Origin of the sequence: Chitinophaga silvatica (assembly GCF_003419895.1) — a bacterium.
Taxonomy (GTDB): Bacteria; Bacteroidota; Bacteroidia; order Chitinophagales; family Chitinophagaceae; genus Chitinophaga; species Chitinophaga silvatica.
Genome location: NZ_QPMM01000012.1, coordinates 97,196 through 109,620 on the forward strand (window position 1 = coordinate 97,196; position 12,425 = coordinate 109,620).

The following is a 12,425-nucleotide window of genomic DNA, read 5'->3' on the forward strand; positions in this document are numbered from 1 at the left end:
TAGATTTGTCCGCTTTCGAACAAATAAAATTTAATTAATCAGATTTTTAGATATGTTGATTAATTAAAAGTTGCTGATTGTTGATATTCATATTGTTTTGAAGAGAAAGGGGAAAAATGTTGTAAATTTAAACAGATCAAAGAAAACCCTTCATGGCAGCAAAGATCAATCTACCTGAGCAGATCAAAGGATTGGATAAATCAGAAGTTGTTGCTTCCAGGGAAAAGTATGGAGCCAATACACCTCCTCAGCCGCCTAAAAATCCATTTCTGAATTTAGTAAAGGAAATATTGGGAGAACCAATGTTAGTGCTGCTTATTGCTGTAACTATTATCTATTTTATTACGGGGGAATATGGAGAAGCTTATTTCATGCTGCTGGCCATAGGAATTGTTTCAGGCATCTCATTTTATCAGGATAACAGAAGCAGAAAAGCTTTGCAGGCACTGGAAAAACTAAATGAACCATTAAGTAAAGTTGTCAGAGAAGGAAAGCTGATAAGTCTGCCCACCAGTGAAATTGTATGTGGCGACATGCTACTTGTGTCTGAGGGAAATACCATCAATGCAGACGGACGCATAGTTTATAGTAATGATTTTACAGTTAACGAATCTGCTCTTACCGGAGAAGCATATGCCGTCTCTAAACAGACAGACAGCGAAGATAATAAGGTGTTCAGTGGCACCCTGGTAGTTTCAGGTATGGCTATCTGTGAAGTAAGTAAAGTAGGAGCAAACACTAAAATTGGTGAGTTAGGGCAAGCGGTATTAACTATTAAGGAAGAGCCCACATTACTGCAACAACAGATTACCCAATTCGTAAAATGGATGGCAGTTGCGGGTGTTATAGTATTTCTGGCCGTTTGGTTTTACAATTATTTTCTGAGCAAAAACCTTACAGATAGCTTATTAAAAGGATTAACCCTTGCAATGTCTATACTTCCCGAAGAAATACCTGTAGCCTTCACAACGTTTATGGCACTGGGTTCGCGGCGGCTGATGCAAATGGGGATTATCGTAAAGAAAATAAAAACGGTAGAAGCATTAGGTAGTGCAACAGTAATCTGTACTGATAAAACAGGTACTATCACCGAAAATAAAATGCAGCTACAGGAGGTATATTCATTTGCCACACATCATACTTATGATGCAGAACATTTTCCCGCAGATGTAGTTACCATGGCAATGTGGGCAAGTGAACCAGTACCATTCGATCCAATGGAAAAAACCCTGCACGATATTTATGAATATCTGACAAAGAAAGACCTACGTCCTAATTACCACATGGTTCATGAATACCCTTTGGAAGGCAAGCCTCCAATGATGACGCATGTGCATGAAACGGTATCCGGTGAAAGGATTATAGCCACCAAAGGCGCTCCGGAAGCTATTCTACAGATCTGTAACCTTTCGGAAAAAGACAAGCAGGAAATTCAATCACAGGTTAATCAAATGGCCGAAAAAGGCTTCAGAATATTAGGGGTCGCCTCCTCAGACTTTAAGGGTAATGATTATCCGGAAAAGCAACAGGATTTACCCTTTACTTTTATTGGACTTGTAGCATTCTATGATCCACCTAAAACAAATATCAAATCTGTATTCGATCAATTCTATAAGGCAGGCATCAAAATAAAAATCATTACCGGCGACAATAGTATTACCACCAGGGCAATAGCCAGGCAGGCAGGTTTGAGAAATGCAGATAAGGCAGTAGATGGAGGTGTTCTGGTGAAAATGAGTGAGGAAGATATGAACCGAACTTTGGAAGAGGTGAATGTTTTTACCCGTATGTTTCCTGAAGCTAAGCTTACCGCTGTAAATGCCTTGAAAGCTGATAATGAAATTGTGGCAATGACAGGCGACGGAGTAAATGATGCCCCTGCATTAAAAGCAGCGCATATTGGAATTGCTATGGGCAAAAAAGGTACAGAAATAGCCAAGCAGGCTGCCTCCCTTATTCTGGTAAATGACGACTTTGCAGGCATGGTAGATGCTGTTGCCATGGGAAGAAGAATCTATACAAACATCAAGAAAGCAGTTCAGTATATTATTTCAATCCATATACCCATCATTCTCACCGTATCATTACCATTGTTTCTGGGTTGGATTTATCCGAACATCTTTACTCCCGTACACGTCATTTTCCTGGAAGTAATTATGGGTCCTACCTGCTCTATAGTTTATGAAAATGAGCCAATGGAATCCAATGCCATGTTACAACCTCCAAGGCCTATTACTCAAACTTTCCTGTCGTTAAAGGAAATGAATATCAGTATTATTCAGGGATTGATAATTGCAGCCGGAGTATTGTTCTCTTATCAATGGAGCGTTCATAGAGGCTATTCCGAAGTTGATACCAGGAGCATGACCTTTTCTACCCTGGTGCTGGCCAATGTATTTCTGACATTGGTAAATCGTTCATTTTATTATTCTCTCATTCATAGCATGCGCAATCATAATAAACTTATGGTTGCCGTAATTCTGATTACACTGTTGCTGCTGGCAATTATGCTCTATTTTCCACCGGTGACTAAATTTTTCAGCCTGGCCCCCCTGGATCATATAGAACTTATAGTTTGCGGCACAGTTGCTGCTGTATCTGTGCTATGGTTTGAAGTATTTAAAGCTATCAGAAGAAACAGAAATAAAGTAAAAACTAATTAATATGAAAGTATTCGCCACAAGAGTAATTCCGGCTGCCGGCCTGGAGTTGTTAGAGAAAGCAGGACATACCGTTATACAATGGGCAGAACCAAGGGAACTCACGACAGATGAACGAATTAACTTTTGTAAAGAAAGTGATGCATTGCTTTTTGCTGGTGGTAATAAAATCGACCGCCCATTACTTGAGCATTGCAGGCACATGAAAGTAATCGGCCTTCTTTCTGTAGGGTACGATAATGTAGATCTTAAAGCTGCTACCGAATTAGGCATACAAATTACTAATACGCCCGGAGTGCTGAGCAATGCTACTGCCGATACAGCCTTCTTACTAATGCTGTCTGTTGCCCGCAAAGCATTTTATCAACATAAAAGAATACTTAAGGGAGAATGGGGATTCTCTACACCTACCGCCAACCTGGGAATAGATGTAGAAGGTAAAACCCTTGGAATCTGGGGTCTTGGCAATATAGGCTATGTAATGGCTCAACGTTGTAAAGCTGCTTTTGGAATGAACATCATTTATCATAACAGAAACAGGAATGAAGATGCTGAAATTAATCTTCAGGCCCGTTATGTTTCTTTCGAAGAATTGTTACAACAAAGCGATGTATTAAGTGTACATGCCAGCCTGACCCACGAAACCACGAATAAATTTAATATGGAAGTATTCAGGCAGATGAAACCAACTGCTATATTTATTAATGCAGCAAGAGGAGGAATTCATAATGAAACTGATTTGATTGCTGCAATTGAAGATGGTGTAATCTGGGGTGCCGGCCTCGATGTTACAAATCCTGAGCCTATGCAGCCAGATAATCCGTTATTGCAAATGCCTACAGTAGCAGTGTTACCACATATTGGCTCGGCTACTCTTGAAACCAGAAATGCAATGGCCAGAGTAGCCGCCGAAAATATTATTGCTGCTTTAGCCGGCAGGCCGGTTTTAAATCCTGTAAATCATCTCTACGCTTTATAACTATTCGTTTCTCAGGTTTTTGACCGGATTAGCCAATGCTGCATTGATAGATTTAACACTGATTGTAATGATCACTAAGGCAAATGTTAATAACACCGGCCAGAAGAAGTTATAAGGCCCTATATGCAGCCTGTAGGCAAAATCCGTCAGCCACTTATCCATGAAGTACCAGCTAAGTGGTATTGCAATAGCAGATGCAATCAATAATAAACGAACAAATTCTTTAACAAAAATCCAAACAATATTATCAACACCTGCTCCTAATACTTTTCTGATACCTATCTCCTTCTTCTTGCGTATTGCCATAAAGGATACTAATCCAAATACGCCTATACAACCTAACAAAATCACAAGGAAAGTAAACACCTGGTTGAACTTCAACAAGGTAATATCAGTTTCATAAAGCTGTTTGATATCTTCATCCAAAAAGCTGTAAGAATATATTTTTTCAGGATAAACCTCCTTCCAGGTAGCTTCTATAAGTGGCAATACTTTGGTTAACTGAGCAGGATCTATACTTACAGCACAGGAATAATAATAATTCATTTTGCTGTATAAATAGGAAGGAACTATTTCACTATGAAAGGTGCCTACATGGAAATCCTTTACTACACCTACAATTGGAGTAGGCTTACTATTCAGCTTTATTGTTTTGCCTAATATTTGTTCTGGAGATGTTACATTCACTTTCTTCAGAAAAGCTTCATTTACTATAATACTATTGATAGAATCGCCGGCATAAAGATTTCGCCCTGCTATCAATTTCAGATCAAAAGTAGATAGGTATCCAGTATCCACCGCCTTTATATTCGCTTCGAAAGAAGCTTCCGGCGGTCGATTATCGTAAACCACATCACTTGTATTATTGTTGACCGACATTGGGGAAGCATAACAGGCACTTACCGATTTCACCCCGCTTAAACCACTCAGGCGGTTCCTTAATGCTGTAATTGTATTCGATTTATCTCTTTCACCCGGAATATCCAGTAATACAATTCCCGATTGTTTAAACCCAAGATTTCCCTGAATAGCCGATTTCAACTGATTGGAAATAATTGCAGTGCAGCTGACCATAAATAAGACAATGGCAAACTGGCTTACAATTAAAATTTTTCTTAAAGAAAAACCACTCGTTTTTTGTTGAAAATAGCCTCTCATTATTTCCACGGGTTTAAGTTTTACCAACATTCTTCCCGGGAAATAGCCTACCAATAATGATATAATTAATACCATTCCCAACACAAATAATACAAATGGATATTGATATAAAGCTTCCGGGCTAACTGAGGTTTTACAAAAGTCATTAAAGGAAGGGAAAAGCAATATTACCAGTATCAGCGATAATACAAGAGAGAAAAGAGATAATAATAAAGCTTCAATAAAAAACTGTACACGGATCTGGATATTTGAACTTCCCAGAGCTTTTCGTACTCCGGTTTCTTTTGTACGGAAAAATATTTGAGCAGTAGATAGATTAATAAAATTAATTGAGGCTGTTAATAGCAGAAAGATTCCAATTACGGCTAATCCCCATAGTTGCTTCTTTTCAATGTCGCCATCATAGTTCAGATTGAAATGAATATCTTTTAATGGTTGTAATGATAATTTAAGAGAGGTATTCTTATCAGGATGATATTGCTTTAGGAACTGTGGTAAAGCATTGTCAACTGCCGAAGCATTCACTCCTTTATTCAGCAGCACAAAACATTGCACTCCTCCTGAAATAGCAATCCAACTGCTATCACTGGCCATCCAGGGCTGAACTATTTTATAATCTTCATAGGAAATAAATAGTTGTCTTTGATTTACTGTATTGGGAGGTAAATCTTTCAAAATACCTGCGATTGTTAATAGCCGGCCATTTACCAATACAGATTTACCAAAAGCATCGCCTGCAGGGAATAGTCTGTTAGCTTCCTTTTGGGTTATCACCATATTTCCTGCCACACCAAGCACACTGGCATCGCCCTTTATAAACGGATAATTAAAAATTGAAAAGTAAGATGGCTGGGTATAAGCACTACTTATCTGAAATAATTTTTTATCCTCTCCTTCTCCAACTGTTACTAATGAATAGCCATTATCAGACCGCATAGCTACTTGTTCGGCATACGGATACGCATTTTTGAAAGCTTTCCCTACCGGCTGCGGAACACCCTGGTAGCGACTAATAGTTCCGTTATTAGTTTCAGAAACGATCCGGTAGATACGGTCTTTATTCGGATGAAAATCATCAAAGCTTAAATGATAGTGAAGTAAACAAAATAAAAACATCGCCCCGCTAAATCCGACTGTCAACCCACCTACATTAATTATCGTAGAAGAAATATTTCTGCGGATATTTCTAAAAGCTGTCTTAAACCAGTTTAGTTGTATCATAAGGCAAAAGGTATAAAATGGAATCTGATCTTTAAAAATAATGCCAGAGAGAAGGTTAGCAGCTATATTGACTGTCTTCTCCGGAACCTGTCCGTAAACGGACAATCGGCATTCGCAAATGAACACATTATTTATTAACTTTAGTAAAAGCACCACTCTATGAAAAAAGTAGCTATCCTCGGTGGAAAACGCATCCCTTTTGTTAAGTCATTCAAGGAATATAATCATTTGAGTAATCAGGAATTAATAACCCCTTGCCTGAATGCATTAATTGAGACTTTTAATCTGAAGGGTAAACGTATTGGTGAGGTAGCCTTCGGGGCTTTGCTGAACCGATCTACCGACTGGAACTTTTCAAGAGAATGTGTGCTTGGTACATCGTTAGACCCACATACTCCTGCCTACAATCTTCAAAGAGCCTGCGGCACAAGTCTGGATTCTACTATTCAGCTGGGATTGCGGATAGCAGCCGGGCAGATAGATACAGCCATCGCCGGGGGAAGCGATACAAACAGTGATATACCACTGCAATTACAACGACAATTAAGTTGGAAACTGGCAGATTTAAAACATGCTAAATCCTTCGGAGAAAAATTACGGCTCATTTCTTCCATCAATTTTAAAGACCTCACCCCCGTTTACCCTTCAATCGTAGAACCAAGAACCGGCCTTTCAATGGGGCAGCACACCGAAAAAATGGTGAAGGAATGGGGGATCAGCAGAACAGAGCAGGACGAACTGGCTTATAAAAGTCATATGAATGCCGCCAAAGCTTATGCAGAAGGATTTTTTGATGACCTGGTTATTGAATTTAAAGGATTGAAAAAAGATACTATCATCCGTGCCGACACAACATTGGCAAAATTAGCGTCTTTAAAACCAGCTTTTGACTTTAGTGGTCAGGGTACGCTTACTGCCGGTAACAGCACTATATATACGGATGGGGCTTCTGTTCTGATGCTGGCTTCTGAAGAATTTGCACAACAACAAAACTGGCCGGTAAAAGCATACCTGATAGATGGAGAAACAGCAGCTGTAGATTATGTAAATGGAGAAGGATTATTAATGGCTCCAACTTATGCTGTTGCTCGTTTATTAAAAAGGCAAAATCTGCAATTACAGGATTTTGATTTTTATGAAATTCACGAAGCATTCAGTGGCCAGGTACTCTGCACCCTAAAAGCCTGGGAGGATGCCGATTATTGCAAGAAATTAGGCTGGGATAAACCCCTGGGAAGTATAGACAGAAATAAACTCAATATAAAGGGAGGAAGCGTGGCTATTGGACATCCTTTTGCTGCCACCGGAGCCAGGATTGTTGCCCAGGCTGCCAAAATGCTCGAAGAAAAAGGCTCCGGCCGCGCACTTATTTCTATTTGCACAGCCGGAGGCATGGGAGTGGTAGCTATTTTAGAAAGATAATTATTTCAGTTCCGATAAGTAAGTCACTAAATCAACCAGTTCCTGCTGTGGCATTGCGGTAGCTAACCCTGTTGGCATCAAAGAATGTTCATAAGCCTTCTTTGAAACTATATTGGTCTTCTGCACTTTTACACCTTGCCCTCCTGCAGTTCGTACATCTACTTCTGTATTTGTTGTTCCCGCAACATAGCCCAGAATTTTAGTACCATCTTTTAAGGTAAATAAGTAACCTTCATAACCAAAGCTAATACCAGCATCAGGATTAATTATTGCATCATAAATTGCACTTTTTGTAAGCTTTCCTCCAATTTCAGATAAGCCAGGGCCAAAATCAACTCCTTGCCCTTTGGCGGTATGACAGGTCGCACAATAGGAAGTAAATACCTTCTTACCATTTTCCGCTTTTCCGGAGAGTTTTATCAAGTCGGCTACCGGTGCAAGTTTATGTCCTTCTGCTGCTGGTTCATAATATGCAATCGCTTTTGCTTTAATATCCTGCCTCCATGCTTTTGTGAGTACCACACGAGCAACAGTATCTAAATCTTTAGGGAGGATTTTCTTTTCAACCAACTCCCATAATGCTTCATATCCATCCCATCCTTTGCCCAGATTACGGGTAGCACGTTGCCTTAATGGTAATCCTAATGCTTTATTCTTCAGGATAGAGGACAGGAGCTGTCGACTTTCCCTATCCTGCACCTTCCCTATTGCATCGGTAATATTTAATGCCGTAGCAGTATCGCTTTGTTGAATTGTTTTTAAGACCAGTGAGCTGCCGTTACTTTGTAATAAGGCTTTCATGGCATAGCCTTTTAACTCAGTTGCCGATGAATCCGTCACTAACTTTAGTAATGGATTGTTCTGGTCTTTAATCTGATACTTTATCACCAGATCTACAAATTCCATTTTACCTTCAAAAGCATGCAAACTTTTGGTCAACAACCCTTTCAGGTCTGGCGACTGTTTAATGGCAGAAGCCGGGAGTTGAAGGAAAGCTAATCCATTTATAGCTTCCTGCTGCGGATGATGTCCTTTTAACAAGGACAAGAGTATTGGAGTAGATTCAGATTCGGGGTAGAAATCAAAAGCTCTGAAATATCTTTTATTTGTTTCGGGAGATGCGGTACTGTCTAAAATCAGGTTTGCCAATAGTGGCAAAGCCTCTTTTGTTCTGGCTCTCCATATGATATCACTTGCAGCTTTAGTCATAGGTTTCCCCTCTGTTAATAATCGCCATGCTGCAAAGCAGGTATACCAGTTTTTGTCGGCAGCAATACCCAGTGCTTCGAGATACCAGCGATCCTTGCCATCGTATTGGGTGGCCATGGCAGCCCATATTGGTGTCATAATCGGATTATTGCTATGATACATGGCCAATAGTGCCTGCCTGCGTACGGCGGAGGATGGATCATTCACAAATAAATCGCCGTAATCTACGCCCTGTTCTCCTGCCAACCGTATGGCAGTAATTCTGATATCTTCATTTGTGTCTCTTAGTGCTTTATTGATATAGTCATGTCCGTTAGGCAGCAATCCTAATAACCAAAGTGCTCTTGCACGATACCTCGGATTATTGCTGGTATACATCTTTTTAAGATCGGCTTCTGCAGCTATACCTAGTTCGTGTAGTTTTGTCCAGGCCAGGTAACGGGTGCTCAGATTTGGGTTCTTTAATGCTTCAGCAGCATCAGCGGCGGTTTTAAGATTTAGTGGATTGATTTTGTATTTACTACCAGGCGGGGCTACACGAAATACTCTACCTCTGTTTAGGTCGCCAACCTGATGACCACCAACTCCGGGATCATACCAGTCTGCAACGAATATGGAGCCATCGGGAGCAACAGCCACATCGGAAGGTCTAAACCATTGGTCTTGTTTCCCTTCCAATATATTTTCAATAGTTGCGGTGTAACCGGCGCCATTTTTCTTTACCGGGTAAGATCTCACCACATTATGTCCGGGTTCGGCATGGATCATTTGTTGCTGAAATACGGAAGGCAGCAGGGTTCCTTCATAAATAACCATACCGGTAGGAGATCCCGAACCTGTTTGCAGTAGGTTAGGTACCACACCCGGATCATTTAAATGCCAATGCCTGTATGGAATTGAATCTTCCATGTTCATCCGGCGGGCTTGCCAGCCGGCGCCGGTCATTTCATCGGTATACCCATAATTTCCATGCTCTAAAATATAGTTGATCCGTACGCCTCTGTTTCCATCATCGTCATTATCGCTTTGCCACATATTTCCAAAAGCATCAACAGCCACTTCATAATTATTTCTGAAGTTATGCGCCATTACTTCCAATTGGCTTCCATCGAGATTACAGCGGAAGATCATTCCCTGCCTGTATGGCTTTCCTTTGTTGGCAATTACATTTCCATCTATATCTTTAATAACATTTCCGTTTTTATCAAGAATGCTATCACCTGCATTTCCGAAGTTGAAATACAGTTTGCCATCTGGCCCGAATGTAAAGGCATGGATAGCGTGATCGTGCTGTACACCACCTATTCCGCTGAATAATAATTCCTTTTTGTCGGCCTTATCATCACCATCGGTATCTGTGAAGATGAATACATTAGGGCTACAGGATACAATTACTTTATTGCCTAACACACATATTCCCAAAGCAGCATTAATACTGGTATCCTGATAAAATACCTTAGCGGTATCGGCTTTTCCATCGCCATCCCAATCTTCCAGGATCATAATTCTGTCGCCCTGTTTTTTGTACGGGTGGGTAGGATTTAGCTCATTCCTATAATTATATGCCTCGGTAATCCATATTCTGCCTTTTTCATCGATATCCATATTTGTAGGATTCATAATGGCAGGTTCGCTGGCAAAGAGAGTGGTTTCCAAGCCGTTAGTAGTGGTAAGGCCTTTTACTGCATTTTCCGGTAATCGTTGCTCTGCCTCAGTAAGTGGTTCTGAAGAGTTTACAACTTGTTTTGAATGACATGCAGCCAATATTACTATCCCTGTTAGTATCGGGTATAAGTGTTTCATACGTGGAAATAATTAAATGTCAGTTAAACACCTATGAAAGTAATAAATTATACCACAAAAAGAAAACCCGTTCCGGGAAACCGGAACGGGTGGTCATTTGTCATCCATTTCACCGAATAAAATATTCGTATAGGCGTAGACGCCAATACCATGCCGGAAATGGAATATGAATATTATTTTTAGTGGATCACTTTTTCCAACATTTCTTCCAAAGCATTACCCCGGAGATTAACTGCGATAATTTTGCCGTCAGGATTTAATAAGAAATTCTGAGGTATTGAGTTAATCATATAAAGTTTTGCAATATCACTACTCCAGAATTTCAGGTCACTTACATGATGCCAGGTTAGGCCATCTTTTTGAATGGCTTCTGTCCACTTATCTGCTGCTCCTGGTTTATCGAGTGATACACCTAGAATATCGAAGTTTTTATCATGGAAACGTTGGTATGCTTTTACAACATGGGGATTCTCTGCTCTGCAAGGGCCGCACCAGCTTGCCCAGAAATCGAGCAATACATATTTTCCCCGTAGATCTGAAAGCTTCATCGTTTGTCCTTCAGGGGTAGCTGCACTAAAATCAGGAGCTACCTGATTGATTCCCAGTAATGCCGATGCTTTCAGTAATTCGGCGGCTTCCTGGCCCAGAGAAGACTGGCGGATGGCAGCGGGAAACTTATCAAATATTGCCTGAGTTCCTGGTACATCCATTACTCTTCTGCCCATCCCTTCTCTCAGGATCATCAGGCTAACATAATAATCAGTATGTTCGAGCATAAACTTATTGGTAAGTTCTTTCTGCTCCTGCATAAGTTCATTATAACGGCTATACAGGGCAAAGTAGCCAGTAGTATCAGTTATCTCTGATTTATTCATCATTTTTTGAATAGACTTCCTGATAGAATCGCCTTGTTGATTGATAGGTTTCAGAATTTTCTGTAGTGCATCAAACTGTGCTGTCAGCTTTGAACCGCTAACAGTGGAGTTCTGAAATAAATTGAATTCTCCAGCTTTGTTTACTGTTAGCTTCATTTTATCAGAAGGCGTCAGCACTACAATCCGATAACCGGATTTAGCTTTATTATTTTCCAATACTCTGACACTCACCATTCCCTGTGTGGTATCAGTTATTGAATAATTCAGCAGGAAAGCTCCATTGGTAATTTGGGCAGAATCTAAAATCTTTGAAAAGCTTCCGCTTCCTTCATACAGGTAAACTTTCTGATTATTGAGAGCGGCAGGTACTTTACCAGTAATGCTGGCCTTCTTTTGTGCAAATGCAGGCAAAAGGGCTACAGTTGCAATGCAACTGAAAAATAATCTTCTCATACTTTTTAATAGTTGGTTGGTTGGTAGAACCGAAAGTATAAAAAGCAAGGCAGAAGAAAACAGAAATATTGACAAACGGTGTTATAGCATGTGCAATTGAAAATACCCCAGATGCAACTCGTCGGTTCCCGGATCGCTTACAGGTTCAATTTCAATCTGATACTTCCCTTTTAAATGTAATGGCAGAATATCATTTACTACATAAATATCATCTACATCTACTCCATATTTGTCATCAACATGAGAAGTAGCCTCTCCGAAAGTTGTATGTTTGAAAAAAGTAGTTTGCTTAGCATCTCGAATAGCTTCTCCAATATCATTATTCACACTCAGTATTTTATAATGAAATTCCTCCATTTCATTAGGCTTATAACCACCAAGGTTCAGGAAAAATAATTGTGGGCCAGATTTAGGTGTATCAGATTTTTCAACAATTCTGATTTGATATTGACCAACAAAATTCACTTCTCTAAAACCATCCAAATGCAACTTATCTGCGGCTTCGGGCCAGAAGGCCTGAAAATCAGGAACCAGGTCTTTCAACTCCTTTCCTATTCCAAAAAACACATCATGTTGTTCTGTATGCCTTCCTGCTGGTTTACATCCCAGTAACGTCATATATAATTTCAACATACCTCAATTTTA

The 12,425-nt window shown here is 40.0% G+C and carries 7 protein-coding genes; 3 read left to right on the top strand and 4 right to left on the bottom strand.

What is annotated here, in order from left to right; genetic code table 11:
* The first annotated feature begins 152 nt into the window (after nt 1–152).
* Together DVR12_RS21485 and DVR12_RS21490 are read left to right on the top strand one after the other, a co-directional pair.
* Nucleotides 153–2,663, top strand: coding sequence for a cation-translocating P-type ATPase (locus tag DVR12_RS21485; protein WP_116977867.1), 2,511 nt, complete (start codon nt 153–155; stop codon nt 2,661–2,663).
* 1 nt (nt 2,664) lies between these two features.
* Nucleotides 2,665–3,639: a 2-hydroxyacid dehydrogenase gene (locus DVR12_RS21490; RefSeq protein ID WP_116977868.1), complete on the top strand. Its 975-nt coding sequence runs from the start codon at nt 2,665–2,667 to the stop codon at nt 3,637–3,639.
* Here DVR12_RS21490 and DVR12_RS21495 read toward each other — a convergent pair whose 3' ends face one another.
* Entirely contained in the window at nt 3,640–6,018 is a 2,379-nt protein-coding gene (locus DVR12_RS21495; protein WP_147323509.1) for an ABC transporter permease, read from the bottom strand.
* Between the two features lie 159 nt (nt 6,019–6,177).
* Here DVR12_RS21495 and DVR12_RS21500 point away from each other — a divergent pair, with 159 nt between their 5' ends.
* On the top strand, nt 6,178–7,440 hold the full coding sequence (locus tag DVR12_RS21500) for an acetyl-CoA C-acetyltransferase (RefSeq protein ID WP_116977870.1): 1,263 nt from the start codon (nt 6,178–6,180) through the stop codon (nt 7,438–7,440).
* On the opposite strand, the gene DVR12_RS21505 is transcribed toward DVR12_RS21500, so the two are convergent.
* The 3 genes from DVR12_RS21505 to DVR12_RS21515 form a co-directional block, all read right to left on the bottom strand.
* Nucleotides 7,441–10,452, bottom strand: a complete 3,012-nt coding sequence (locus DVR12_RS21505) for a PVC-type heme-binding CxxCH protein (RefSeq protein WP_116977871.1) — start codon at nt 10,450–10,452, stop codon at nt 7,441–7,443.
* 179 nt (nt 10,453–10,631) lie between these two features.
* Entirely contained in the window at nt 10,632–11,780 is a 1,149-nt protein-coding gene (locus DVR12_RS21510) for an AhpC/TSA family protein (protein WP_116977872.1), read from the bottom strand.
* A gap of 81 nt (nt 11,781–11,861) precedes the next feature.
* The gene (locus tag DVR12_RS21515) at nt 11,862–12,413 is read right to left on the bottom strand and encodes a DUF1543 domain-containing protein (protein WP_199417170.1); all 552 of its coding nucleotides are present in this window, start codon (nt 12,411–12,413) and stop codon (nt 11,862–11,864) included.
* Between the last annotated feature and the right edge of the window lie 12 nt (nt 12,414–12,425).

Excerpts from the sequence above, each read along its gene's own strand:
- DVR12_RS21485 (WP_116977867.1), top strand. The coding sequence starts at position 153 with ATGGCAGCAAAGATCAATCTACCTGAGCAGATCAAAGGATTGGATAAA.
- DVR12_RS21490 (WP_116977868.1), top strand. The coding sequence starts at position 2,665 with ATGAAAGTATTCGCCACAAGAGTAATTCCGGCTGCCGGCCTGGAGTTG.
- DVR12_RS21495 (WP_147323509.1), bottom strand. The coding sequence starts at position 6,018 with ATGATACAACTAAACTGGTTTAAGACAGCTTTTAGAAATATCCGCAGA.
- DVR12_RS21500 (WP_116977870.1), top strand. The coding sequence starts at position 6,178 with ATGAAAAAAGTAGCTATCCTCGGTGGAAAACGCATCCCTTTTGTTAAG.
- DVR12_RS21505 (WP_116977871.1), bottom strand. The coding sequence starts at position 10,452 with ATGAAACACTTATACCCGATACTAACAGGGATAGTAATATTGGCTGCA.
- DVR12_RS21510 (WP_116977872.1), bottom strand. The coding sequence starts at position 11,780 with ATGAGAAGATTATTTTTCAGTTGCATTGCAACTGTAGCCCTTTTGCCT.
- DVR12_RS21515 (WP_199417170.1), bottom strand. The coding sequence starts at position 12,413 with ATGTTGAAATTATATATGACGTTACTGGGATGTAAACCAGCAGGAAGG.